Annotated in this window: 24 protein-coding genes and 1 riboswitch; of the genes, 2 read left to right on the top strand and 22 right to left on the bottom strand. The window is 48.9% G+C overall.

Annotated features, from left to right (window positions below; genetic code table 11):
- Positions 1 to 302: 302 nt before the first annotated feature.
- Positions 303 to 1535 (top strand): PHB depolymerase family esterase, encoded by a 1233-nt coding sequence (locus NLX74_RS06085; protein ID WP_254328212.1) that lies wholly within the window; start codon positions 303 to 305, stop codon positions 1533 to 1535.
- A gap of 188 nt (positions 1536 to 1723) precedes the next feature.
- Here the strand turns inward: NLX74_RS06085 and NLX74_RS06080 are convergent, their stop codons facing one another.
- The 12 genes from NLX74_RS06080 to NLX74_RS06025 all read right to left on the bottom strand — a co-directional run bounded on the left by NLX74_RS06080 (position 1724) and on the right by NLX74_RS06025 (position 11932).
- On the bottom strand, positions 1724 to 1831 hold the full coding sequence (locus NLX74_RS06080; protein ID WP_158451783.1) for a putative metal homeostasis protein: 108 nt from the start codon (positions 1829 to 1831) through the stop codon (positions 1724 to 1726).
- Positions 1832 to 2921: 1090 nt separating this feature from the next.
- Positions 2922 to 3797, bottom strand: coding sequence for a cysteine ABC transporter substrate-binding protein (locus NLX74_RS06075; protein WP_069290583.1), 876 nt, complete (start codon positions 3795 to 3797; stop codon positions 2922 to 2924).
- Positions 3798 to 3815: 18 nt separating this feature from the next.
- Positions 3816 to 4571 carry an amino acid ABC transporter ATP-binding protein gene (locus tag NLX74_RS06070; RefSeq protein WP_165177831.1) on the bottom strand — a complete coding sequence of 252 codons (756 nt, stop codon included), beginning with the start codon at positions 4569 to 4571 and terminating at the stop codon, positions 3816 to 3818.
- An 18-nt stretch (positions 4572 to 4589) separates the two neighbouring features.
- A complete protein-coding gene (locus NLX74_RS06065; RefSeq protein WP_250266856.1) occupies positions 4590 to 5267 on the bottom strand; it encodes an amino acid ABC transporter permease in 678 nt (225 codons plus the stop codon).
- Positions 5248 to 5913: an amino acid ABC transporter permease gene (locus NLX74_RS06060; protein ID WP_254328211.1), complete on the bottom strand. Its 666-nt coding sequence runs from the start codon at positions 5911 to 5913 to the stop codon at positions 5248 to 5250. The genes NLX74_RS06065 and NLX74_RS06060 overlap by 20 nt, the downstream gene beginning before the upstream one ends.
- Before the next feature lie 219 nt (positions 5914 to 6132).
- A complete protein-coding gene (locus NLX74_RS06055; protein WP_039271645.1) occupies positions 6133 to 7581 on the bottom strand; it encodes a SulP family inorganic anion transporter in 1449 nt (482 codons plus the stop codon).
- Positions 7582 to 7965: 384 nt separating this feature from the next.
- A complete protein-coding gene (locus NLX74_RS06050) occupies positions 7966 to 8274 on the bottom strand; it encodes a PIN domain-containing protein (protein ID WP_254328210.1) in 309 nt (102 codons plus the stop codon).
- Positions 8275 to 8514 carry a hypothetical protein gene (locus NLX74_RS06045; protein WP_069290586.1) on the bottom strand — a complete coding sequence of 80 codons (240 nt, stop codon included), beginning with the start codon at positions 8512 to 8514 and terminating at the stop codon, positions 8275 to 8277.
- Between the two features lie 64 nt (positions 8515 to 8578).
- Complete coding sequence (locus NLX74_RS06040; RefSeq protein ID WP_254328209.1) at positions 8579 to 9136, bottom strand: hypothetical protein; 558 nt, start codon at positions 9134 to 9136, stop codon at positions 8579 to 8581.
- A gap of 23 nt (positions 9137 to 9159) precedes the next feature.
- Positions 9160 to 10830 (bottom strand): ABC1 kinase family protein, encoded by a 1671-nt coding sequence (locus NLX74_RS06035; RefSeq protein WP_254328208.1) that lies wholly within the window; start codon positions 10828 to 10830, stop codon positions 9160 to 9162.
- A gap of 1 nt (position 10831) precedes the next feature.
- Entirely contained in the window at positions 10832 to 11191 is a 360-nt protein-coding gene (locus tag NLX74_RS06030) for a phasin family protein (protein WP_013312404.1), read from the bottom strand.
- A gap of 102 nt (positions 11192 to 11293) precedes the next feature.
- The gene (locus NLX74_RS06025; RefSeq protein ID WP_039271649.1) at positions 11294 to 11932 is read right to left on the bottom strand and encodes a ThuA domain-containing protein; all 639 of its coding nucleotides are present in this window, start codon (positions 11930 to 11932) and stop codon (positions 11294 to 11296) included.
- Between the two features lie 438 nt (positions 11933 to 12370).
- On the opposite strand from NLX74_RS06025, the gene NLX74_RS06020 reads away from it, so the two are divergent.
- Positions 12371 to 12820: an AbrB/MazE/SpoVT family DNA-binding domain-containing protein gene (locus NLX74_RS06020; RefSeq protein ID WP_025721620.1), complete on the top strand. Its 450-nt coding sequence runs from the start codon at positions 12371 to 12373 to the stop codon at positions 12818 to 12820.
- 133 nt (positions 12821 to 12953) lie between these two features.
- Here NLX74_RS06020 and NLX74_RS06015 read toward each other — a convergent pair whose 3' ends face one another.
- The 10 genes from NLX74_RS06015 to cobJ all read right to left on the bottom strand — a co-directional run bounded on the left by NLX74_RS06015 (position 12954) and on the right by cobJ (position 24049).
- Positions 12954 to 14411, bottom strand: a complete 1458-nt coding sequence (locus NLX74_RS06015; RefSeq protein ID WP_254328207.1) for a cobyrinic acid a,c-diamide synthase CobB — start codon at positions 14409 to 14411, stop codon at positions 12954 to 12956.
- The gene (locus NLX74_RS06010; RefSeq protein WP_254328206.1) at positions 14404 to 15492 is read right to left on the bottom strand and encodes a cobalt-precorrin 5A hydrolase; all 1089 of its coding nucleotides are present in this window, start codon (positions 15490 to 15492) and stop codon (positions 14404 to 14406) included. Before NLX74_RS06010 ends, NLX74_RS06015 begins: the two co-directional genes overlap by 8 nt.
- Positions 15485 to 16279 carry a precorrin-4 C(11)-methyltransferase gene (cobM, locus tag NLX74_RS06005; RefSeq protein WP_160788663.1) on the bottom strand — a complete coding sequence of 265 codons (795 nt, stop codon included), beginning with the start codon at positions 16277 to 16279 and terminating at the stop codon, positions 15485 to 15487. Before cobM ends, NLX74_RS06010 begins: the two co-directional genes overlap by 8 nt.
- Positions 16276 to 16992, bottom strand: coding sequence for a precorrin-2 C(20)-methyltransferase (gene cobI, locus NLX74_RS06000; RefSeq protein WP_254328205.1), 717 nt, complete (start codon positions 16990 to 16992; stop codon positions 16276 to 16278). Before cobI ends, cobM begins: the two co-directional genes overlap by 4 nt.
- Before the next feature lie 31 nt (positions 16993 to 17023).
- Complete coding sequence (gene cbiE / locus NLX74_RS05995; protein WP_254328204.1) at positions 17024 to 18280, bottom strand: precorrin-6y C5,15-methyltransferase (decarboxylating) subunit CbiE; 1257 nt, start codon at positions 18278 to 18280, stop codon at positions 17024 to 17026.
- Complete coding sequence (locus NLX74_RS05990) at positions 18273 to 19418, bottom strand: cobalt-precorrin-5B (C(1))-methyltransferase (RefSeq protein ID WP_254328203.1); 1146 nt, start codon at positions 19416 to 19418, stop codon at positions 18273 to 18275. Before NLX74_RS05990 ends, cbiE begins: the two co-directional genes overlap by 8 nt.
- 74 nt (positions 19419 to 19492) lie before the next feature.
- The gene (locus NLX74_RS05985; RefSeq protein ID WP_226002540.1) at positions 19493 to 20137 is read right to left on the bottom strand and encodes a precorrin-8X methylmutase; all 645 of its coding nucleotides are present in this window, start codon (positions 20135 to 20137) and stop codon (positions 19493 to 19495) included.
- A gap of 170 nt (positions 20138 to 20307) precedes the next feature.
- Positions 20308 to 21087, bottom strand: a complete 780-nt coding sequence (gene cobK / locus NLX74_RS05980) for a precorrin-6A reductase (protein ID WP_254328202.1) — start codon at positions 21085 to 21087, stop codon at positions 20308 to 20310.
- Positions 21084 to 22157: a sirohydrochlorin chelatase gene (locus NLX74_RS05975; RefSeq protein WP_254328201.1), complete on the bottom strand. Its 1074-nt coding sequence runs from the start codon at positions 22155 to 22157 to the stop codon at positions 21084 to 21086. The genes cobK and NLX74_RS05975 overlap by 4 nt, the downstream gene beginning before the upstream one ends.
- 92 nt (positions 22158 to 22249) lie before the next feature.
- The gene (cobJ, locus tag NLX74_RS05970; RefSeq protein WP_235306575.1) at positions 22250 to 24049 is read right to left on the bottom strand and encodes a precorrin-3B C(17)-methyltransferase; all 1800 of its coding nucleotides are present in this window, start codon (positions 24047 to 24049) and stop codon (positions 22250 to 22252) included.
- A gap of 310 nt (positions 24050 to 24359) precedes the next feature.
- A riboswitch (cobalamin riboswitch) is annotated at positions 24360 to 24545 on the bottom strand.
- Between the last annotated feature and the right edge of the window lie 27 nt (positions 24546 to 24572).

Raw genomic sequence — 24572 nt, 5'->3', positions numbered from 1 at the left:
CCATGAGTTCGACATATCCACTTCTAATTGCAAGTTGCTTTAAGGATTTTTGTAGAATCATCCGTAACGAAAGTAAAACTTTTTATATAAAAAACACCCAAAAATGTAGCGCTTTCACTTGTCAGATTCCAATGAAGGTGCTATCCTTCAAGTGGGATTGTTACTGAAAAGGCAAAACCCGAGTACACACGTGTACCCGGAGTTTGCCTTTTTTTGATTTGTATGAATTCCACAGCATACAGTCAACCATCCCGAACATGTAGTAAGCGCTTTAAAAAATGACACCAAAGGAGATTAATCTCATGCAAAGAAGACGTTTTGCCCTTGTTTTATTATCTTTCGTGTTCCTGCTTACGATCTTTTTCCCATCCTCCAGCTCTGCCGCAGCAGCCGATGTCCCAGCGCCAAAGGCTACCCTGCTTACTCAGGTACAGCCTTTGGGTGAAGTCGTTTCTGCTGTCGTACTGAAATACAGCACCAATATTGACGGGGCATCCTTATCCACGTCCAGCTTTCAGGTTCAATCTGTACTCAATGATGTATATACAGACAGAACCGTAACCGGTGTATATACCAATGATACTGGAGCCATCACCAACCGCAGTACTCATGGCAAATATGTCGTGATTGAGCTGGACACGCTAGATAAAAATGCAAGTACCCTTACTTACGATGCAACAAGCGCAGTTAACCGCATCAACACGCTGAATTATACGATTAGTCAAAAGAAAGATATTGCAACTTTAAAGAAAACAGTCATCCCAGCCTCTACACAGACTGTAAAAGCAACGGATAAAATTACACCAATCGTGGACGATTTCCAAAAAAACACCTTTGAAAATAAAGAAGGCTTCAAGCTGAACTACTTTACGTTTGAGCCTAAGGTAGAGCCTGACAAAACCTATCCGTTGGTTGTATTCCTGCACGGAAACGGCGAACGCGGTGATGGAAACGGAGTCAACCTGTTAGCGAATGCTGGTGCTGTCACTTGGGCTTCTCCTGAGCAGCAAGCCAAACACCCATCCTTCGTCATCGCTCCACAAAGCCCGATTGACCTGGAGCATAAATTCATTTGGGCAGATGAGCCACGCAACAGCGCTGTAGCCGATCTGGTACGTGAAACGGCGTTAAAATACCCGATCGATACCAACCGAATCTATATTGTTGGTATTTCTCAAGGAGCCATGGGGACGTGGAGATTGTTGGAAAAAAATCTGGACTTGTTCGCCGCAGGTGTGCCGATTGCCGGTTTGACCAACTATGAAAAAGCCGTTAACATGTATGCGCCTGTTGAACCTACACACGTCGAGGCATTGAAAAACGTCCCGATTTGGGCCTTCCATGCTGCAGACGATACCACAGTAAGTCCTAAAAACTCGCAAGAAATGGTCGCTGCCATTAAAGCACAAAACGGAAACCTCATTCACTTCACTGAATACGAAGCAGGGATTATCAAACCTACAGGACACTTCTCCTGGGTTCCGGCTCTGCAAAATCAGGATATGATTGAATGGCTGTTTGCACAAAAGAAATAAAATTGTTTTCCATAGCTCTAAAAATAATGCGCCAGAACGGTTCGATACCCGCCTGACGCTTTTTTATTATTCAAAAAAAGACACCTACTTTCCTGTGTACCACCATCAGGAAGGCAGGTGCAATATCAAAACGAGGAGACTGAAAAATTTGACACTGGTATTGCCATTTGCAGTTAACTTGGAACCTGCTACTTCGCGCGTTTCGCAGCTTTGATCGTTCTCAAAGCTCGTCTGCGAGTTACCTTGTTCGGACTCCGAAGCTGTCTTCTGGCAGTTGCCACATCTGCTTTAGCCATGTGTACATCACCATCCTATTCACTTAGGCTCATATTGGGAGCATGCACCTAAAGACTGTTATAAATGATTATGATTCTCATTATCATTTAAGATTATATAATGAAATCTACTAGTATGCAAGAGCTTTTGGGGGAGTAGTACATTCATAGAATGATCAGCTGCGCCTTATATCTCTGCCCTTTGCAGGTATATTTTTTCCTTGTTAATTAGCATAATTGTTATCATAATGAATGTCCATGAGAGATATCATTTTAAACTTAGGGATATAAGACGATTACTCTTGCTGACATCATAGAATATATTATAGATGATGGAAATTGAAAACAATAATTTCTTTTGAAAAGGACCCGTAAGAAGTCACTTGGGTTCATTCCCCTTTGCACAGTGTCATCTCACAGGTCTTTCTTTATTCTTTGAACTTATCACATCATTACTTAAATAAGATCAAAGCACTTTAAAAAGTATTTTTGTAGTTAACAAACTTCACCAAACAATATACAATATTAAAAGGTGAGCGGGTTAATGTACGTGTACAAAAGGAATCATTATGCTAAATATTAAAAATGTTGTTAATCGAATCAAAGCCCAAGTGACTACTTTGAAGCCGTCTCTCAAACTGGTCTTCAACTGGGTAGTCACTTGGGGTCCGTTCTTCTATGGCTTGTTCTAGGCTATTCGATTAATAGCATTACTAATCGGCTACCCATTTTAAATAGGTAAGAGGTTTTGGCGGGTTACGCAAGCTCAACCGATATTCAGGGTCAATACTTGGCAGTCTTGCCCTGAAAGAACTCTCCAATAATACACATTCACGTTACATTGACTAGAGATGCTATCTGCCGAAATCTCTTTCCTTTAATAATGTATTCTGCTTACTATAAAGCAATACCAAAAGAAAAAAGACCCCATTCTTGGCAGTCTGGGTCTTTTTCTTTAAAGGAATTCATTATGCAAATATATACTATTCGGGATTACCCGAGTGTTACCCTAAAACATTATATAAATAGATCTACTTTACTTTAGAATTCACTTATATTTTAAAATGCTCGTATAAACGTGTCAAGCCTCTTTACCCAATTCTTGCAATCATTAATCCACTTTGCCGCCCTCTACGACCAGTTGATCTGTAAAGCCTTCTCCGTAAACAGAGGTCAATGTGTCCTTGTAGGCTTGATGCACAAAGTTTTCCTTGCCTAATGTAGCCAGCTCATTGTTGATCCAGTCTAATAACTCCTTATTTCCCTTTGCTACTGCGGGTGCAATCGTATCTTGACCACCAAAGGCCGGGATGGTTACGGTAAAGCCAGGGTTGGCCTTTGCCCAGGCGATCAACTCTGTATTATCGTTGGCAATGGCGGCGCCGCGTTTGTCTTTGAGGGCTGAGAAGATTTCTGTATATTGATCGAATTTAAGCAGCTTGATGTCAGGGTAATTTTTCGTGAAATAGGTCTCAGCCGTTGTTCCCTTTGCGACAATCAGCTTCTGATCCGAATTTTTCAATTGGTCAATCGTGGTGATTGGAGCGCTATCAGGTGACACAATGCCAAAGGATAATTTCATATACGGGTTGGCAAAATCGACTTTTTCTTTACGCTCATCCGTCACCGTAAAGTTAGCCATGATGATATCTACCTTGTTGGATTCCAAATAGGCGACCCGGCTGGCAGCATCCACCAGAACAAATTCCACCTTGGACTCGTCACCCAAGAGATCTTTGGCAAACCGCTTCGCAATATAGACGTCAAAGCCTTGATTCTTCCCTTCCGAATCCACGTAGCCAAAAGGCGGCTTATCTGCAAATACACCTATTCGAATCTTGCCATTCTTTTTAATGTCCTCAATCGAAGCAAATTTAGCCGAGCCTGAACTACCGTTGGTATTTCCGCCTCCTGCACATCCCGCCAAACCAACAATCAGCAAGCTCAAAGCCAGTAATAACGTCGTGAACTTCATTCCTTTTCTCATCTGTATTCATCCCCCTGTTTATATCGTTTCGTACTGAAATATATCCAGAAAGTGCTGGGCACGCTCTGTTTCCGGTTGGGTAAAAAATTGCTGTGGCGTAGTCATTTCGCATATCTGTCCTTGATCCATAAAAACGATACGATCTCCTACCGACTTGGCAAATCCCATTTCATGCGTCACGATAATCATGGTCATGCCCTGCTGTGCCAGCTCTCGCATGACATCCAGCACCTCTCTGACCATCTCCGGGTCCAAGGATGCGGTGACTTCATCAAAGAGCATAATTTCCGGGTTCATACACAGGGCGCGCACAATCGCAATCCGTTGCTTTTGCCCGCCTGATAATTGTCTCGGATACGCATCTTTGCGATCCAGCAGACCCACTCGCTCCAATAGCTGCTCCGCTTGCTCAAGTGCCTCCTGCTTGCTTCTCCGCTGAACTTTAAGCGGGCCGAGTAATATATTTTCTAAGACCGTCATATGTGGAAACAGCTCGTAGTTCTGGAACACCATTCCGATATGCTGCCGCACCTCACGCCAATTCACTTTCTTATCCGTCAGGTCCTGCCCTCTATAACGGATATCTCCACTCTGGACCGGCTCCAGACCATTGAGACATCGGAGGAGCGTGCTTTTTCCACATCCCGAAGGACCGAGAACGACCACGACTTCCCCTTTCGTTACGTCCAGATTAATCTGTTGCAGTACTTTTCGGTCTTCGAAGCTTTTGTGCAGCCCTCGAATTTCGAGTAAAACCTCCACAGCCTCTCCCATGACATCCACCCCATCCTGCTAATTTTGCCATCTGCGTTCAAATCTTTTGGAAAGTCTGGATAACGGATAGCATACGAGAAAATACAATATGAAAATAAAGCCGTACACCCAGAAGGATGCCGAGGGCGCCTTGATTACACCAAGCTCAATAATCTGCTGCCCGACCTTGACCACTTCCACTACACCGATCAGCACCACTAATGAAGTAGTTTTGATCATCCGTGTCGCCAGATTAATAGAACCGGGAAGCATTCGGCGCACCGCCTGGGGAATGAGCACATAGCGGTATAACTGTCCATATGTCAGTCCCAATGCTTGCCCGGATTCCACCTGATGCTTGGGCAGTGATTCCAATGCACCACGAACGATGTCACCAATCTCGGCCGCTCCCCACAGGCTGAATACGATAATTGCTGTCAATTCCCCGCTGATATTCACATTCAACAAAGGAGTAAATCCAAAATATACAACATACAACCACACCAGAATTGGAATAATGCGGAATGTCTCCAAATATAATTTCAGCACAAACCGAATCGGTCTTGATTTTAAGGTGCGCAGCAACCCCATCAAAATGCCTAATAGAGTACCGATAATAATGGAAAGTAACGCAATCTCCAGCGTAACGAGCAATCCCCCTAATAGACGCTCGAAATTGGAACCTTCAAAAAGTACATTAATCCCCGAATTCAGCATATCGCACCTTCCTTTCCACCCATGTCAGCAGTATCGACAAAGGTAAAAGCAGAACGAGATATGCCAATACCAGCAGAATTAGCGATTCTGTCGTTTTGTAGTACATGCCGATCAGGTCTTTTGCCACATTCATCAGATCTAATAAAGCAATGGCGCCAACAATGGAAGTCTCCTTGAGCAAAAATATCGCATTCGCTCCCAGAGACGGAACACTGATGGCAAAAGCCTGTGGCAAAATAACATATCTCGCCAGTTGTATCTTGGACAGTCCGAGACTCAGCCCGGATTCCGTCTGGGTTTTACTCACTGCTTCCATTCCCCCACGGAACGCCTCAGCCATATAACCCCCGCCCAAAAAGGTCATGCCCACAATGGCACACGTCATTTCGCTCATATGCAGACCTACTTTCGTAAACCCGTAATACAGAAAATATAACTGTACAAGCAGCGGCGTATTTCGGGAAAGCTCAATATAGGCAACAACGATGCCGCTAATTCCCCTTACCTTGTAATACAGTACTGTGCTGCACAGCAAACCGACGACTAATGAAAATAGAATAGCAAAAAAGGCGATCTTCAACGTCAACCACATAGCTTCTCCATATAACGGCAAGCTCTCTACAATAAACTCCCAGTCTAAGTTCATATGTGTATACCTTTCGATTTTCAATTATTCCTATGTACTTGCTCTGCTTAATAACAATGATTGTATTCCTGCCCAATTATTACGTCAATACTTGGATGAAAATTTGTCATATTTATCTATGATTCAGGAATAAAAGTGTTGTTTTATTTCAGAAATAAATAAAAAAAGCTTGAAATGAATAAATTTCATTTCAAGCTTTGATTTATGCTATACGATTCATCATACGAGCGGCTCGGTAACAAGAGGGCCGCCGAGCTTCTCTACAATTAAACGGCTCTCCTCATTTAATCCCCGCAGGGTGATGGATTTGCCGGATTTCGTATACTTTTGCAACACCTTGCCGATGGCAGTAACTGCGGAGTGATCCCAAATATGAGAATGACTGAAGTCCACCACGACACGTTCTGGATCATCCGAAGGTTCGAAATGATCGACAAAATGAGTCGTTGAAGCAAAAAACATCGGACCCCTGACATGGTACACCTTTTCGTCGTTGTTCTCCGTTGCGCTGATGCGAATTTTAGCCATTTTCCAGCCAAAATGCAGAGCACTCAACAGTACGCCTACGATCACGCCCTTAGACAAATCATGCGTAGCCACCACAATGATCACCGTGACCACCATAATAAACGTGTCCGCCTTGGGTACCTTAGCAATGTTTCGGAGCGATTTCCAGTCTACGGTTCCGATACACACCATAAACATAACTCCTACCAATGCACCCATTGGCACTTCCTTTACAACCCCGCCAAGTACGAGCAAAAGAAAGGCCAAGAATACCCCAGCCGTAAAAGTGGACAAACGCCCTCTTCCACCTGAGCTGACATTAATGACGGATTGTCCGATCATGGCACAACCACCCATACCACCAAAAAAGCCATTTACAAAGTTGGCAATCCCTTGCCCGCGGGCTTCCCGGTTTTTATTGCTTTTCGTTTCGGTCATTTCATCCAAAATACTGGCTGTCAGCAGCGATTCCAGCAGTCCAACCAGTGCCATCGTAAAGGAATACGGCAACAAAATCCGCAAAGTATGCCACGACCACTCAATTTGCGGCAAATGGAATGAAGGCAGCGAGCTGGTTAGCGTACCGATATCTCCTACCGTTTTCACATTCAATCCAAATACATACGTAATGATCGTCATGATGATGATTGCCGTCAATGGAGCAGGAATGCTTTTCACAAATCTCGGTAAAATATACACAATGAGCAGCGTCCCCGCTACCATCGCGTACATGATCCAATTAGCTCCATGAAAGTGGGTGAGTTGCGCCATAAAGACGAGGATCGCCAGCGCATTCACAAATCCGGTCATAACCGGCTGCGAAATAAAGCTGATAAAGCGACCTATTTTCAAAACACCCAGTAGCACTTGAATGATTCCTGCCAAAATGGTAGCTGCAAACAGATATTCCACGCCATGATCCTTCACCAGGCCAACGACCAGTACCGCTACCGCTCCAGTAGCTGCCGAGATCATCGCCGGACGTCCACCTGCAAAAGAGATGACAATTGCCATCGAGATGGAGGCATACAGCCCGACCATGGGATTGACCCCCGCAATGATCGAGAAGGCAATCGCCTCGGGAATTAGTGCTAGCGCCACGGTCATGCCCGCAAGTATATCGGCCCGGATATTACCGAACCATTGTTGTCTAAGATTCATACTGTCTCGTTCCAGCCTCCTATATTTACGGAAAGTAGCGTGTTGACTCGCACCCCGTGTGTTTCGGGTCTCCGTCCAGCGACCAATCGCCAAGACTCTCCTATCATTCAGTTCGTCTCTCTCAAACGAACCCGGTCCGTTACATTCAGTCCATCATTATAACGTAAGGAAATCGCAGAGACGAATGAGTTAAAAGGCTGTTTACAGAAAGAAATCATCTATTTCCTTGAAATATCGATCATTATCTTCATCTTATTTCGTTTTCTTATAATTAAAATTTTCGCAATTTCTAAGATTCTAACCTGCTAAAGTTTATCACCTTAACTTCATACTCAGACTCCGCGAACTGTAGATCTTGATCCGCCGTAACCAGTACCAATTGGTTTAAATAGCTGTCGCAAGAATCAATGCATCTGGAGCCTTGAGCTTTCTTGCAAACTTATCTTTTTGTTCTCTTCTGATACGCCCCGCTTTAACTGCGATATCTGAATTAACTGCAATAAATTCCCCGCCAAGAAAAGGTATTGAATCTAAGGCAGTATCAGTGGGCAACCCGGCTATAAACTCGGACTGAGTTATAACAGAAAAGAAAATATTCTCTTTGTCTTTCTCAGCTTGTCGTATTACTCTATCCAAAGATGAGTCAAGTCTATGAAGGGCAATAGCTGCATTCGTATCAAATAAATACCCCATCTAATCCCAATCCTCTCTGGATTGTTTAACACTCTCTTCGATCTCAAGTAATTGCTCCTTACTTAGGCTGCCTCGGGAATTTAAAACAGCTTGCAACCCTTTCGGTAACGGGGACTCTAAATCAATAACCTCAGTTTCCCCCTGTTTATTTTCTATAGTAACTTTTGATGGTTCAAACCCAATATCACGAAGGAGATTTAAGAGACGTATTCGATGTAGATCAGTTAATTTTTTTGCCACTAAAATCACTCCTTAGCAAAAGATTAGTTTCCTGTCATAGCTCATTTGATTCGTTTTCTTATGTTTAAAATTTTCGCAATTTCTGTACAAGCTCCGATAGGGATTCAGCAATCTCAGAGTCCGCATGCTGCTGGAGTAAGCCTTCAAAGTCAGGCAGTGCTTGCTTCAATAATCGATAACTATAGTCATAATAACTCCAAAAAGCTACCGGATCATAACCGCGTGCTTCTTCCTCTTCCCACTCCAGTTCATCTTCTTCTGGATCGCTGTCTGCCGGCCATAGATATTTTTCGTCCAGCAGCATGGTTAGGGAATCTACAGACTTCTGTGAATCCTCTTGTGCGTTTTCCATGTCCAATGCTCCAACAACCGCATGGTACAGTTCCAACTCACTCCGCGTGATATCATCCGAATTTCTCATATGCATATTACGCAATAAGAAAAGTAACACCCATGGCGTAACCTGCCACAGTGTGCCTTGATGCTCTATCAGATCAGCAATGGCTGCGTACTCCCCGTTGGATATCAATTGTGGCAACTTCGTGCCCCTACCATAAGGGGTAGTCAGGCGGTGCCATGGCACATCTGCAATTTGGAGATTATTCATCTTATGTGTATCCATAAGTTTTCCTTTCTGGTCAGTATCTAGAATCTTCCCGATTTAAAAATGGAATATAGTAAAAAGGCAACCATTAAGAGAGCGACAACAAAGCCGATTTCAATGGCAGGTACATTCCACAGCATGGTCACCTGATGATTCAGCGATGAACCGATAATAAGTCCGACCATAATAATGCTGAACGCTAACAGCACGATACTGAATGACAGACGGTTGCTGATCTGATCCAGCCTGCGCAGAAGCATTTCCAGCTCCGGCACAGTAACCTCCAGCTTAAGCTTGCCCTTGCTGATAATCGAGGCCAAATGCCTCGCATGTCCTGGTAGTTCCATCAGCGTCTCCACCAGCTCAGTCGCACCACCCAGCAGCTTGCCTCGGATACGACGACCGCTGAAGCGTTCCTTCAACAGCTTGTTACCAAAGGGCTCAGCCAAAGCAATAATACTGAGATCGGGGTCCAGGTGCTCCACGACCCCCTCCAGTGTCAGCAACGCCTTGCCTAGCAACAGGACGTCCGACGGCAAACCAATCCGATGGCGCTGCGCTGCGCCAAATAGGTCGTTCAAAGCATCACCAATACTGACCTGTGAGAAAGGAACGTCTGAGTAATCTTCGCGTATCTTGTCCAGATCGGCACGCAGCGCATTCAGGTCGGTGTCCGGTTCGACCAGACCCAAACGTTCGATAGACCGAACCATGGCATCGGTATTTTTGCGCATCAGGGCAATAATGAGGGAAGCGAGATGATTCTTCATCTCTTCGCTCAACCTTCCCGTCATGCCAAAGTCCAAATAAGCAAGACTGCCATTTTTCAAAACGAGTAAATTCCCCGGATGGGGATCGGCATGAAAAAATCCCTCTATAAAAATTTGATGCAGCATGCTGTTCACCAGCCGCTGCGCCAGTTCTTTCAAGTTATATCCACGGCGTAATAGCTCTTCACGACTACCCAAGTGAGTTCCGTCTAGAAACTCCATAGTCAGTATACGGGAAGAGGTATGATCCCAGTATATTTTCGGAATATAGATATGTGGGTCCTGCTCAAATTGGAGCGCAATCTTCTCTGTATTACGGGCTTCATGGTTGTAATCCAGCTCCTGAATGAGCGATCTCCCCAGCTCCTCCACCATCTGGCGAAGCTGATATCGCTCTACCCACTCCCAGCGCTTGGCTGCCATAGCGGTCAGTTCCCGCAAAATGTCCAAATCTCGCCGAATAATGCGATTAACGCCAGGACGCTGGATTTTAATGGCGACCATTTCGCCGCTGTGCAGCTTGCCCAGATGCACTTGCCCGATCGAAGCAGCGGCCAGCGGAACATCGTCAAAACGAACCAGTATGTCCTCTAATGACGTGTCCAGCTCTTGCTCCAGAATGCCACGCGCCGTTTCAGATGAAAACGGTGGTACCTGATCCTGAAGCTTAACCAGCTCACGGATAATAGGCTCCGGCAGCAGGTCAGCACGTGTGCTTGCCAACTGTCCAAGCTTGATGAATGCAGGCCCCAGATCCTCCAGCACAAGTCGAATCCGTTCACCTAGCGTTTTGGACTCGGGAGTTTCTCTCGTCAGCCACTTGCGAGGCAATGACAGCAGCTGGAACAGTCCCATTTCTTCCACCATATAGCCAAAGCCATGACGCGCCAGCGCCATGGCAATTTCCCGGTAACGACCGGCGTGCTTCATACGAACCGCCATTTTAATCCAGCCGGTTCGCTTCTTCAGCGTCGCTCGAACCCGTAAGCGCCGCCTTTTCTTTTTCCAGCTCCGCTACCTGTTTTTCCAACAATGCCACACGCTGCTCCAAACTTGTAACATCATTTTCGGTAGGTACTTCCAGCTCCTGCAAAATGCGGCTAACCTGTTCGCGGATCACTGTTTTGAATTGTCCCTGTTCCTCTGCCCCTCGTTCGATCAGACGATCGACCAGCGCTTTGGATTCCGAGGGCGCAAGTTCTCCCCGGTTTACAAGATCCTCGACGGCTTTCTCCACCTTTTCTTTGCTGACAACGGTGAGGCCCCACCCCAATGAGATGGCTTTTTTGAACAAATCGCTCATAATATATCCTCCCCTACCTGTGATTACCTATAGTATAACCTGAAAAGGGGAGCCGCATAAAGTTCGCAGCTCCCCTTCCTCAATGAATGGAATGATCTATGTTTAACCCGGAAAGCGTCCAGCCCACTTGGCAGCCTGAAGCAGCAGCTTGCGGTATCCCTCGTGCTGGAAGCTTGGCTGATTATGTCCAGGCATCAAATAGACGACCCGACCCAAGCCATAGGACAGTGACCATGCAGCCGGCCACCACTGGCCTTCGTGTTCATATTCCATCAGTAGTGTTTTTTCAGTGAATGGATCAAAATCAAAACGATACGGCTCCTCTTGCATTTCGAACGGCTCGATTCCTTCCATAATCGGATGATCCGGCTCCGTTACTTTGAAGGAAAGTGGACCCGCAGCCGGGTGTCGCAAGAAACGTGCACCCATTAACTGTGCAATTTCATACCGTCCTTGCAATGTGATTCCGTTATGCAGCACAAGCAATCCACCCCCGCCGCTAACATAAGACAGCAATCCTGCTGTTTGTTGAGGTGACAGAACCTCCTTGCGGCTATCGCAGTACGAGATACATAGATCAAATGAGGTTAGATTTTCCTTGAGCAGCATTTTACGATTCTCACTGCACTGTACCGTCATCCAATCCTGTAAAATATGGCTAATCTCTTCGTCCACCCCTTGCAGCGGGTGAAACTCCGGATACGAATAATCTCCTAACAACAATGCTTTTCTTTTTTCCATGATAAATCCTCCTTGCCTGACTTGTATATAAGGACTTTAAAGGCGGGGCCCGTGTCATTTATTCTTGTTTGTGGGGTCAAAACGCTCAGAAAATTCCGTTTGGCCCTTATCCATTTCCCATAACACCGCCATCATTGTCCGAGCTACGGCATATATAAATAATTCTACAGACGACCTATTAAATCCTTTAGCAGACGATTATAGCATATATGTTCGCTCGCAATAAACTTATTAAAACTTATTCAAAATTTATAAATCTGAACGATGGCGATTCGGCCTGTTTATGGTATACTCGTAAGAAAAAAAGTGCGTCCATGCTTGATTAACAATGAAGGGCCGCTTTTTGTAAGAATTTATGCTTGCGGTTATAGAATTGATAAGAATTGCCTCAAACCTTATACATTCTATAAATCTTAAAAAACCGGGGAGGTTGCATGAATGAAAAGGACTGGAATGACCCGGCCCTTGGACAGCTTGGGGCGAATTGTGCTTCCTAAAGAGTTGCGCATGACGATGGAGATTGACATCGGCGATCCATTAGAGTTTTTTATTGAAGACCAGACACTCATGCTCCGTAAGTACAAATCAACCAACTGTATATTTTGCGGTGCGGTTGATACCAACACCTACTTTAAAGATCAGTTTATCTGCGATGAATGTGCAGCCTCGATGAAAACGGAAGATTTAGTTCCGGTCACAGCGACTGAAACCCATTCACCCCCACTTAAGCAAAATATGCATATGAAAAAAATTTATCAGCGCACAGACGTTATTTTGGAAAAAATGAGAGAGCTTATGGAAGAACATCCAGCATCTTCACAAAAACAACTCGCCTCCATGCTTGGCGTGAGTCAGGGAAGGATTTCCCAACTGAAAAAACTCATGTAAGCGAATCACCAAAAAAGTAATGTATACGCTTCCATACTATGTAAGGTTTAAATCTATTGAATTTAGAAAAGCCGGGCCCTTTAGGGGACTCGGCTTTTTTCATTTATATGAAGTAGTGGACTCGTTTGCAAACCTATTGACCGTAAGCCCGGCATTGTTCTACCCAGCGTGCTGCCGCCTTGGGAAGAGATGCAAGATGAACATGCGTGTAGGCTGCCAAAAGGTTCCCTTTCGCATAACCCTCGCTCTGGAGACCACGCATCCCCTTGGTTTGATAGGCGTAGGAGTAGGGGGCGGATGATTCATCATAGTGCATGACAGAATAATGAAATTCATGTCCCCGAATGGTCTCTCCAGCCTCCAGCAGCAAGCAATCCTGCAAAGCGGTTGCTTCCCGGTATCCCAGTGCAGCCCGTTTCTCCTGCATGCGGACGTCCGACGGAATAACCCCGGCCATGTGATAGGCATTCCCCATACGATCCGTAAGTGTCCGTGCCAGTACCATATAACCGCCGCATTCGGCGAATACTGGCGCATCCCGGCTTACCGCGTTGCGGATATCTTCCAAAAAGCCCTTGTTTGCAGCGATATCTGCGGCAAACTCTTCGGGGAAACCGCCGCCCAGATATAGGCCGCTTGCCTGCTCAGGTACGCGTTCTCCCGCCAGCGGACTGAAATAGACAATCTCTGCTCCCGCCTGACGTAGCAAATCCATATTTTCCGGGTAGTAAAAATTGAACGCCGCATCTCTGGCGACGGCGATGACGGGACGTTCCCCGGTATCAGCTTCATGCCCTGCTGATGGAAGCCAATCCGGGGGAAACAACGGTTGTGCGGGCAGAGACAACGGCGGAGCCGAATCCGCCAATGCCCGCAGTGCATCCAGATCCGTACCCGCGCGGATCAGTTCTGCCGCCCGTTGGAAAAGCGGCTCCAGCTCGCCGCGTTCCACAGCGGGTACTAAACCCAGATGACGCTCAGGAATATCCAGCCCGTCATCACGCTTTAACCAGCCGAGCACGGGGATGCCGCACTCCTGCTCAATCGCCTTTTTGACGATGCCATAGTGCCCTTGGCTACCGCAGCGATTCACAATTACGCCCACAATGCGCAGCTTGGGCTCCAAGCGCTGAAAGCCGAGCACAATAGCGGCGGCGCTTCGTGCCATACTGCGCACGTCGACCACCAGCAATACAGGGCTATCTGTCAGCATGGCGATCTCAGCGGTCGAGCCGGTGTTGCTGAGCGGGTCCTTGCCGTCATACAGCCCCATGACGCCTTCAATCACGGAAATATCCGCGCCTTCGGAAGCATGGATAAAGATTTCACGCACCGTATCCGGTGAGGTCATCCATGAATCCAGATTACGGGAAGAGGTCCCGGTCGCAGCAGTATGATAGGTCGGATCGATATAATCCGGCCCGCATTTAAAACCCTGCACTCGCAGGCCGCTGTCGGCGAACGCCTTCATCAGCCCGAGGGTAACAGTCGTTTTGCCTGCGCCGCTGCCTGTTCCGGCAACAACAATACGGCTTCTACGCGTAGCAGCAGACGGATCAGACTGTACAGCCTGCTTCATGATGTCAGTCATAGGAAACCCGCGCTACAGACAGCGTCATATTGCCGCTTTTTTTCTTCTCCAGCAGCCAATGGTCTGCACCAGAAGACAACAAGGCTGAAGGTTCACTGACCCCATATGCGCCAGTGTATTTAAAGACGGTTTCCGATGGATTGGGAAGCTGCACCGTATTCAGCTCTGACGGAGTATACGTCACCAGTTCCCAACCGTATTTGGCGCAAAGGGCAAGTAAGCCCTCTTCATCCTTTTTCAGATCAATGGTGGCAATATTCCGTACGCTTTTCACGGACAAACGCAGCTCTTGCAAGGTGTTCAGCACACCCGCCTCCAGTTCCTCTAATGCAGTCCCACGGTTGCAGCCGATGCCGAGCACCAAGCTTTTCGGACGGTACAGCACGCCATTAGAAAGAAGCTGCTCCTCTTCCTCCGGCTCCAATAAACGGTCACTCACGACCAATGCGGCGTTAAACGGTTCTTGCAATGCTTCTGCCGTCGAAGCATATACCTTGATATGTCCAGGTACAGGCTTGTCATAACGCCACCAGTTCCGTTCGCCTGTCTCTTGTATGAGCGCAACAGGCTCCTCGTTCACAACAGCGGCGCTCACAGGAGTGGCCTTGTCGAAGCTATCGACCACCCAACCCAATTCCCGACCAAACATGTCCACCGGGATCGTGCCCTGCACGTCCGATGCAGTCGTGATTACAGCACGTGCGCCTAGTACAGCCGCTACATGGCGGGTCAATTCATTGGCGCCACCCAAATGGCCAGACAATACGCTAATGACATGCTCGCCACGATCATCAATGACAACTACCGCTGGGTCTACCTTTTTATCCACCAAAATTGGTGCAATCATACGAACCACTGCACCGAGAGATATAAACAAAATAATACCGTTATATTGTTTAAATAAATCCGGCAAAATCAGCTTGACCGAGCCTTCGAACAATTGAATGCCACGCTGCTGCTCGTCGCCACGCTCAAACTTGGACATGTAATACACATCCGTGCCCGGAAAGCTGGCTCCCAAATTGCGGACCATCTCCACTCCATGCTTCGTGATCGCCACAGCGGCAAATGGATTACTCACCGGGCTTCACTCCCTTCCGGTAGCCATGGGTGAACGACTTGTCATACAGCTTGGAACGATGCGCGTCCTTGTCCACCAGCTCCGGGTCGAGCGCCCAGCCTGCCAAAATCATGGCATGCATCGTTATGCCTGCTGCACGCAAATCGGCGGGTAATTGAGCAAGCGTCGTGCGTACGATCTTTTGATCCGGCCAGGTCGCGCGCTGCACAACCGCTACAGGCGTGTCCTCACTCCAGCCTGCTGCCAGAAACTCAACGACCACCTTCTTTGCCAGCGTTGCGCTGAGGAACAGTGCCACTGTACAGTGATGGGACGCCAAGTCCCGCAGCTTTTCCCGATCCGGTACAGGTGTACGGCCTTCGGCACGCGTCAGAATGACCGTCTGCGTCAGGTCAGGCACAGTTAGCTCTGCACCCAGCACCGCCGCAGAAGCAAAGACCGAGCTGACGCCTGGTACGATTTCGTATGCTACTCCGCGCTGCTTCAGCAACACCATTTGCTCCAAAATCGCACCGTACACTGCCGGATCACCTGTATGTACGCGAGCTACACTGCGTCCAGCCTGCACAGCCTCGCTCATAATCTCGACCTGCCGCTCCAAATCCATGCCTGAGCTTTGCAATACCTGCGCCTCTGGCTTGGCCGTGGCAATCAGCTCGTCGTTCACGAGTGAATCCGTGTACAATACCACATCGGCCGTGCGTAGAATCCGGGAGCCTTTGACAGTAATCAGCTCCGGGTCGCCGGGACCTGCTCCTACGATATATACTTTGGGCTCCAACGTCATTTGCTCACCACCATTAAACTCAAATATTCAAGCTCCTGTCCGCGCAGCTCACGTGCGTCGCGCCATACCATTTCATAAGGGGAAGTGACCTTGGTAATGACTGATGCACGGTCCCCAAGATGGAGTTCATCCAGCACATCCAAAATCAAATCCAGTACCTTGGCAACCTTGATAAACACGACCGTATCGTGATTCTCAATCGCCTGCTTCATCGCTTCCCGATCATCCGTAGCCGGAATAATACCGACCTGCTGATCTCCGTCTGCCAAAGGCAATTCCAGCGCTGCCGCCGCTCCCAACACAGACGAAATGCCCGGAATAGATACAATCGGCACCTCAGGATGGAGATCCTTCATGAGCCGTGCCAAATGAATAAAGGTACTGTACAGATTAGGGTCTCCCTCTGTGACAAAGGCTACATCCTTGCCTTGGCTCAGTGCCTCCCAGCAAGCAACCACCGTTTTGTTCCACTCCCGCTCCAGTACAACCGGGTCCTTGGTCATTGGAAAAATGAGTCCCAGCATCTCCTTTTCCTCCGGGTTGACGTACAATTCCACGATTTCGTGAGCATACGACTTACCTCCCCGGCGTTTCTTCGGATAAGCCACAACTGCACATTCCTGAATCATGCGATACGCCTTGACTGTAATCAGCTCGGGATCACCCGGCCCCACGCCTACGCCGTAAAGTGTTCCTGTTGCCGCCGTATTCATGCTGTCTCTCTCCCCCTCTTGAATTACCAGCTTACTCCCCTGCTACTTCGTCAGCCACGTCCACCGACGGCTGTCCTGTAATGACATATATCGGATTGAGTCCGTCAAAACGAGTCATATTCAAAATCGGCTTGCTGCGCGCTGTTTGCAATAACGTCACCGAAGTATCGAGACCTGCTGCTTGCATCGCCTTCATCCCGTCATGCAGCGTCTCAATCGTTGCAGCATTCACTACAATTCGTCCATCCTTCCGCAGACGGGAAGCACACAGACGAATCAGTTCGGCCAATTCTCCCCCGCTCCCACCGATAAACACCGCATCCGGGTCTGGCAGATCTTCCAGTCCGGCAGGCGCTTTGGCATGAATAACCGGGAAATCGGTACGGAATTTGATTTTGTTCGCTTCCACATTAGCCAGATCGCCTTCGTTCTTCTCAATGGCAAATACTTGCCCATACTTGGCCAGCCGCGCACATTCCACCGCTACAGAGCCGGAACCTGCGCCGATATCCCATACGATGCTTCGTTCGGTCAGACGCAGCTCGGACAAGCTGAATACGCGTACTTCACGCTTCGTGATCAGTCCCTTTTCCGGCTTACGCTGGTGAAATTCCTCATCCTCGAAGCCAAATCCCCGACGAATTGCAGGCACGTCTTCACCCTTACGGCGGCGCAAAATAACCACATTCAGTGGTTGGAACGTTCCCTGCGCCATCTCATCCAACGTATAATGCTGATACGCCTCATCCGGTCCGCCCAAATGCTCGCCGACAAAGGCATCATATTCCGTCATGCCATAATGCAGCAGATAGGCAGCGAGTGCGGCGGGATGATTGCGGTCGTCCGTCAGCAGCGCGACCTTGTTCTGTCCATCGATCCGCTGCGCCAATCCAGTCATCGGACGGCCATGTACGCTTTCCAGCACCGCATCCTGCCAGCTTTCACCGAGACGCGCAAACGCCAGTTGAACCGAGCTGAGATGCGGCAAAATATCCAGATGTTTCGACCCCAGCTTGGCAGACAAATAACCTGCAATTCCAAAAAAAAGCGGATCGCCTGACGCAAGCACGACAATATCCTTGTCCTTGCGCAACCGTCCCAATTCTTCTACCACGGTAGATAAGCCGCTCTTTAATGTTCGTTTTTCCCCTACGAATGCCTTGAAAAAGGCTAGCTGGCGTTCTCCACCAACCAGCAGGTCGGCACGCTCAATGTGCTCCAGCGTCTCCTGCGACAGACCTGCCGCTCCATTTTCACCGATACCAATGACACGAATCACTCTACTCACCGACTCTCGCCCTCCCCAGCACGTTCCCTTTCATCGTTACCAGTACCATTTCCACGACAATTCCACCACCTGCATGGTCCAGACAATGCTGACATCCGTAGGTACACAGCTTTTCAAAAAAGCTAAGCGCATTCGCTTCGGTCATCATATCCGCCACCTGCGTAGCTGTATTGGCCTCTGCCACTGTCGCTGCAAGTGACTCATCCACACCTGCTTCACGTGCAACCTGGGCCAAAAATCCAAAATCCACCGGAGCGCTCTTGGAGTGTACCATCATGACACCTTGAGCTACCTTTGACAGCTTGCCAGGCATACCGACGAGAATAATCTTTTTCATTCCCAGCCGCTTCCCATGCTTAATGGCAAAGCCGACAAAATCCCCCATCTGAATAAAGGCCTCTTCCGTCAGCTGATCGTACATTTGCATGGCATATTTTTCACTGCTGCCGCCTGTAGTCAGGACTATTTCCTGGCAGTTCATCGCTTGTGCAACCGATATGGCCTGCACGACGCTGGCTTTATAAGCTGACGTGGAAAACGGAACGACCACACCACGCGTGCCTAGTATGGAAATACCGCCTAGAATGCCAAGTCGCCCGTTCAGCGTTTTCTTGGCGATTTCTTCGCCGTCCGGTACGCTGATGACGACACGGACACCTTTGGCCGATCCGTGTTCTTCAAGCACGCCTGTCACAGCCTCCGTAATCATCCGTCGCGGCACCGGATTAATCGCTGCTTCCCCGACAGGCACAGGCAGACCAGGCTTCGTTACACGTCCCACGCCGATGCCGCCGTCCAGCTCAATACCCGGCTCCTCGCGCCAGCTAACGGAGGCGATAATTTTCGCCTGATGCGTGGCATCTGGGTCATCGCCACCGTCCTTGATCGTCGTGCAGGAAGCTTCGTCCGCGTCCAACACAGGCTCGATCAGCTCAAACGCATGATCGAAGCCCGCGGGCAGCGATATCACTGCTTCCTTCGGTGGAATGCCCGTGATGAGCAGTTGTACCGCTCCTTTGGCCACTGCAGCCGCACAAGCCCCCGTCGTAAAGCCTGACCGCATCGGCTTGTCCGGCGCGGGAGCTTCACCACTTTTCATCCGTTTGGGCCTGTTGGCGGACGCCGCTTCCTTTTCCATGCCAATTCCTCCTTAACCTCTTCTGCTGATCATGTTCTAATTCATTTCATGATACAGCAAACGGACAACCGCATCTAGCGGACAGCCATTAAGGAGATCGCATTCAATGCTGCTACGACAATTGTACTGCCGCCCTTGCGTCCAATATTCGTAATGAACGGAATATCCAGCTTGCGCAGCTCGTCCTTGGATTCTGCTGCCGATACGAAACCGACGGGCATGCCAATCACCAGTCCGGGTTTAGCCGCTCCTTCTTTTACCAGACGGATCAACTCCAGCAACGCTGTCGGCGCATTACCAATGGCATAAATGCCACCTTCGCCCGCCTGAATCGCTTTGCGCATCGAAATAATGGCGCGTGTCGTATTCAGTCTTTTCGCTTCTTCCATGACGTCAGGGTCAGATATGTACACATGCACATCCCCGCCAAATTGACGGATACGATCCTTGCTCAGCCCCGCTTGAATCATCTGCACATCCGCCACTACCTGCTGTCCTGCACGAATAGCTGCAATCCCAGCTTCAATCGCCTTTGGATGAAACACCATGCTGCGGCCCAGCTCAAAATCAGCAGATGCATGAATGACACGCTGTACAACGGGATATTGCTCTGCTGTAAAAGGATGCTCTCCCAATTCTTCTGTGATCATCTCGAAGCTTTTACCCTCAATTTCCTGCGGCTGTACCGTTAGCGGTTTGAAATCTGTTTTAAAATCCATCGTATCGACCACTCCCTTATGGAAAATTAGAAAATAGTTTAGGAAAATGACAATTCATTGCTACAAAATCATAGATACCTTTTAAAAACACCTGTTTTAAGATGACTATATTTTAAATACATGCCAGAAGTCGTTCCTGATGGACTGGACTCGCAGGGGTAAGGCTCAACTCAAATTGAAGTTTTCTCTTTTGCTATGCGCAGTGCGTCGATGACTCCGTCGAAATGATCAAATACTGTGCCAAATTCCACTTCCGGCCTGGAAATCAAAAGTACGTGAATCCCCAGCTCCAATGCAGATTGAACCTTTTCATCCACTGCTCCCGTGCGTCCGCTTTCCTTGGTGACCATCACGGTCGTGCCATAGTGCTTGTACAATGCTTCGTTCATCTCGCGGGAAAAGGGTCCCTGCATGGCAATAATATTCTTTTGCTCCATGCCCAGTTCGCCGCATTTCTCCATATTGTCCAAGCGCGGCAGCATGCGTGCAACCAGACGAATCTCCGGGTCTCCGAGTAAATGCTTGGTGAACGTGCCGAGCGTCTTACTGCCTGTCGTAAGCATGACAGAGCCTTTGAGTTGCTTCGCTTCTAATGCGGCCTCTTCATAGGAAGAAACGATGTGGAGCAATGGATGATTGTCATACACCAGTCCCGCCCGCTCGTAGCGAATATAAGGAACTCCGGACTCGCGAGCGGCTGTCATCGCATTCGCATGTGCTTCTTCTGCAAAAGGATGACTGGCATCAACAACCGCCTGTATTCCCTGCTCCCGAATCATTGCACTCATTTCATCGGCTGTCATTCGGCCTGTACGTACGTCCAGTCCTGCTTCGGCCAAGCTGGCTGCCGCGCTTTCGGTTACGACCGAGGTCAATACGTTGTAGCCATTGTCACGGATTTGCAGCGCCAATTCCCGAGCATCGCTCGTTCCACATAGCATGAATATCATGAGCCCTTCACCTGCCCGCTTCCATTCACTACAGATGGCGTATGTGAATGCTCGTGATGGTGATCATGGTCATCATGGCTGTGAGCATCGACATGCTCATGAGTGTGATCGTGGCTGTGTGTATGGTGATCATGATGATCGTGATCATGTGCATGGTGATGGTGATGATGCTCATGATCGTGATGGTGGTCATGGTCATGGTCATGGTCATGGTCGTGGTGATGATGGTGGTGCTCCTGCGCCTCCAGACGGAACTGGCAGTTATCACAATTGGCCGTAACCTTGCCGAACAAGCCTTCCTTAGCTCGCTCCAGCACCAGTTCAATCAATTGAGGATGAAAACCAAAATATCCTCCCATTTCCACTTGTAATGTAGGGTGAGCCTCGGCAAATTCCTGGGTCATTTCTCCGATGCGCTTAATCAGCACACCCGTGAACAGAAAATAGGGAAGCACGATAATCTTTTTGGCCCCCAGTCGTACACAACGCTCCAATCCATCGGGAAAAGAAGGCTGCGTCACACCGATAAAGCTGCTCTCTACCCACGTATAAGAAAGCTGTTCCCATAGCATACGGGTGATTTTGAAAAAGTCACTGTTCGCATCTGGATCGCTACTTCCGCGTCCTAACACAAGTACCGCCGTTTCTTCGTCGGATACCTCGGCAAATGCCCCTACAGCGCTATTCATTCCCGCTGGAACTGCAACCGGACGGGCCTCTTTCAAGCGGCTTTGCAGAATGCTGACGATTTTCTCGTGAACGCCAATCGGGCGTCCATATACAAATTCCACCTGTGGATATTTTGCTTTTGCCCGATCAATAGCCATCGGAATATCAATTTTGGCATGTACCGCTGCGAACAAGATAATCGGAATGAGAACGACACGCGTCGCACCTTTCTCCACACATGTTTGCATCCCATCAGCAATGCTGGGACGTGCCAACTCCAAGAAACAGGTTTCCACGCACATATCCGGTACCCGGTCTGCCACTGCCTGTGCAAATTCCAGCAGTTCCTGGTTCCCCTCCGGGTCCCGACTTCCATGTCCAACTAACAATATTGCATCCACTGCTGTTTTTTCCTCCTCTTTAATAGGGATAGCCTGCATGACGCCCTATTTTATATATATGCTTGTATCCAGTTCATCAGGCCTTCAGTCCATTAATCACCACAAACCGCATTCACTTCTACCGTTGCTGGTGCATCTTCATGCCGGAAACCCGCAACGACGCCTACACGTTTAAAAAATTTATGAAAACGCTCGTTCGGATGCCCTTTTTCCTTATATTCAGCGATGACGTTCTCCACAATGTCAGTAATTTGATCACCCGGAATCCCTTCCGCTACGGGCTGAGCGGCATGAGCATTGCGCCCGAATTTTTTGCCACCAAGGAAGAGGTCGTATCCTCCCTTGCGATAGACGATGCCAATATCCTCCAGCACCGCTCCATAGCAGGCCATACCGCATCCGTTCAAAGCAATGCTCGTTTCCTTGGGTGCCTGTAATCCGCCAAGTACAACCTGTAGATGTTCAGCCACAGGCACAGCGTCATCCTTCTCCATATTGCAGAAGTCGCACGCCTTCACCTTAAACACATCGCCGATCGGCATGACAATGAATCGTTCATCCCGCAGTCGTCCGACCAGTTCCTCGGGGTCTGCGCACGGCACACGCAGCACGATCTGATGATCCGGCGTGTACTCCAGCTCGCCGTCATCACCCGCTACCTCGGCGAGCATTGCCATCTGGCGAGCGGTGAACTTCTTGTTTCCCACACCCGGGGAAACGCCCACCTCAAACAGCGCAGGCTTGCCAAAGCCGCCTGTCGCCATCCCGGCCGTAGCCCCCGCTCCGGCCACCGCTGACGTTCTTGCGGTGCTCTCGGCGGTAGGCGCTTGCCCGCTCCAGCGAGCGTTGGCTGCGTCAGGCAGCTTGCCGCCAACAGCGAGGCGGCTTAGTGCCTCTGCCGCCAGCGATGCCGGGGTTGCTGCGCCGGTTTGCACAGCGGTCGTTGCCTGCACGGCAGCCATCGCTTGCGGGCGTGCCTGCGTCGCAATCGCAGCGCCGCTCGCGGAGGGACCAGCGAGCGTAGTCGGGGCTGCACCCGCCTGCGGTGCGGCCTCTTGCGCGCCCAGCGACCACGGCTCCGCTTCCGTACGGAGACGCTGATGCGGCTTGAGCGCTTGCTCGGTCGCATCCAGCGTGTATTTGCGCTGATATCCGCGCGGAGTCACGATCAAGCCGTCATACACCGTTGTCGAGGAATTACCGATGATTACAGTTGTCAGCATCCCGATGTCATGATTCAGCATATCTTCCAGCGTCGTGACAATAACTTGCTGACGTTCACGATAAGCACTTTTCACCAACCCAACTGGAGTTTGCGGATCGCGGTAACGCAGCAAAATGGACTGCGTCTCCACAATCTGGCGGGTACGTCGGCCACTGCGCGGATTATATAATGCAATCACAAAATCGGCAGAAGCCGCTGCTTCTACGCGCTTCACAATCGTTTCCCATGGGGTCAGATGATCACTCAGACTGATCGTGCAAGCATCATGCATAACTGGCGCGCCCAACAGTGAAGCACAGGACTGAATAGCAGAGATCCCTGGCACGACTTCTACCTCAACCCCGTCCTCGCGTCGCCAGCCTTTTTGCATCAGCACTTCGTACACCAGCCCTGCCATACCATAGACTCCTGCATCTCCACTGGAAATGACAGCTACCTTCTTGCCCATCTCTGCTTGGCGAACCGCCTCCTGCGCACGGCTCACTTCCTCTGTCATCCCTGTGCGTACAATCTCCTGTCCGTTCAACAACGGACGGATCAAATCAACGTAGGTATTGTAGCCGATAATGACCTCACTTTCGGCCAGCGCATCCAGCGCCCGTTTTGTGATATGTTCCATATCTCCTGGTCCAAATCCAATAACCAACAATTTTCCTAATGGGCTCATCGTGCTCCTCCTATTCATCCTTTTCAGGGCAGCTATCCTATCTATTTCAATGATTTATGGACATCCTGTAACTCAAAAAACCCCATCCTGCCCGGATGGGGTTTCTATGTACGTATCTCTCATCAGACGAACAAACAGCGTAAGAAGACACTATTTGTCTTCCTCCAGCCTGCCGTTGTTTTCCACCTGTCTGTTTACGCTTCAAACGCTGCTGCACGTTCATATCCACGCAAACCTCTAACCAACATGGAAAAAGCAACGTGTGCCTGATTTCCTGATTTCGTACACCCATCCTCTCCACGAAGGTTAACGGTGCATACAGATCAAGGTAGGTCTCCTGGCTTGGCATCAACAGATTCTTTCGTCTTCCCCGTTTTTCACGAGTGACCATTTAAAAAAATCCTCTTCCTTACAGTGGCGGGACCGCTCGGGATTTGCACCCGATTCCCTGTTACCCTTTGCTCAACCGCAAAGGCACCTTGTCTGTCCGCTATTTGATTATGGGTCTTATCATAACCTTGCC

This window comes from Paenibacillus sp. MZ03-122A, from assembly GCF_024213325.1.
Lineage (GTDB): Bacteria > Bacillota > Bacilli > Paenibacillales > Paenibacillaceae > Paenibacillus > Paenibacillus polymyxa_B.
Note: the sequence above shows the minus strand (reverse complement) of the source record. Positions and strands in the feature narration are given on the sequence as shown.

What these genes read in the sequence shown, in the direction of transcription:
- NLX74_RS06085 (WP_254328212.1), top strand. Translation starts at nt 303, where the DNA reads ATGCAAAGAAGACGTTTTGCCCTTGTTTTATTATCTTTCGTGTTCCTG.
- NLX74_RS06080 (WP_158451783.1), bottom strand. Translation starts at nt 1,831, where the DNA reads ATGGCTAAAGCAGATGTGGCAACTGCCAGAAGACAGCTTCGGAGTCCG.
- NLX74_RS06075 (WP_069290583.1), bottom strand. Translation starts at nt 3,797, where the DNA reads ATGAGAAAAGGAATGAAGTTCACGACGTTATTACTGGCTTTGAGCTTG.
- NLX74_RS06070 (WP_165177831.1), bottom strand. Translation starts at nt 4,571, where the DNA reads ATGGGAGAGGCTGTGGAGGTTTTACTCGAAATTCGAGGGCTGCACAAA.
- NLX74_RS06065 (WP_250266856.1), bottom strand. Translation starts at nt 5,267, where the DNA reads ATGCTGAATTCGGGGATTAATGTACTTTTTGAAGGTTCCAATTTCGAG.
- NLX74_RS06060 (WP_254328211.1), bottom strand. Translation starts at nt 5,913, where the DNA reads ATGAACTTAGACTGGGAGTTTATTGTAGAGAGCTTGCCGTTATATGGA.
- NLX74_RS06055 (WP_039271645.1), bottom strand. Translation starts at nt 7,581, where the DNA reads ATGAATCTTAGACAACAATGGTTCGGTAATATCCGGGCCGATATACTT.
- NLX74_RS06050 (WP_254328210.1), bottom strand. Translation starts at nt 8,274, where the DNA reads ATGGGGTATTTATTTGATACGAATGCAGCTATTGCCCTTCATAGACTT.
- NLX74_RS06040 (WP_254328209.1), bottom strand. Translation starts at nt 9,136, where the DNA reads ATGGATACACATAAGATGAATAATCTCCAAATTGCAGATGTGCCATGG.
- NLX74_RS06035 (WP_254328208.1), bottom strand. Translation starts at nt 10,830, where the DNA reads ATGGCGGTTCGTATGAAGCACGCCGGTCGTTACCGGGAAATTGCCATG.
- NLX74_RS06030 (WP_013312404.1), bottom strand. Translation starts at nt 11,191, where the DNA reads ATGAGCGATTTGTTCAAAAAAGCCATCTCATTGGGGTGGGGCCTCACC.
- NLX74_RS06025 (WP_039271649.1), bottom strand. Translation starts at nt 11,932, where the DNA reads ATGGAAAAAAGAAAAGCATTGTTGTTAGGAGATTATTCGTATCCGGAG.
- NLX74_RS06020 (WP_025721620.1), top strand. Translation starts at nt 12,371, where the DNA reads ATGAAAAGGACTGGAATGACCCGGCCCTTGGACAGCTTGGGGCGAATT.
- NLX74_RS06015 (WP_254328207.1), bottom strand. Translation starts at nt 14,411, where the DNA reads ATGACTGACATCATGAAGCAGGCTGTACAGTCTGATCCGTCTGCTGCT.
- cobM (WP_160788663.1), bottom strand. Translation starts at nt 16,279, where the DNA reads ATGACGTTGGAGCCCAAAGTATATATCGTAGGAGCAGGTCCCGGCGAC.
- cobI (WP_254328205.1), bottom strand. Translation starts at nt 16,992, where the DNA reads ATGAATACGGCGGCAACAGGAACACTTTACGGCGTAGGCGTGGGGCCG.
- NLX74_RS05990 (WP_254328203.1), bottom strand. Translation starts at nt 19,418, where the DNA reads ATGGAAAAGGAAGCGGCGTCCGCCAACAGGCCCAAACGGATGAAAAGT.
- NLX74_RS05985 (WP_226002540.1), bottom strand. Translation starts at nt 20,137, where the DNA reads ATGGATTTTAAAACAGATTTCAAACCGCTAACGGTACAGCCGCAGGAA.
- cobK (WP_254328202.1), bottom strand. Translation starts at nt 21,087, where the DNA reads ATGATATTCATGCTATGTGGAACGAGCGATGCTCGGGAATTGGCGCTG.
- cobJ (WP_235306575.1), bottom strand. Translation starts at nt 24,049, where the DNA reads ATGAGCCCATTAGGAAAATTGTTGGTTATTGGATTTGGACCAGGAGAT.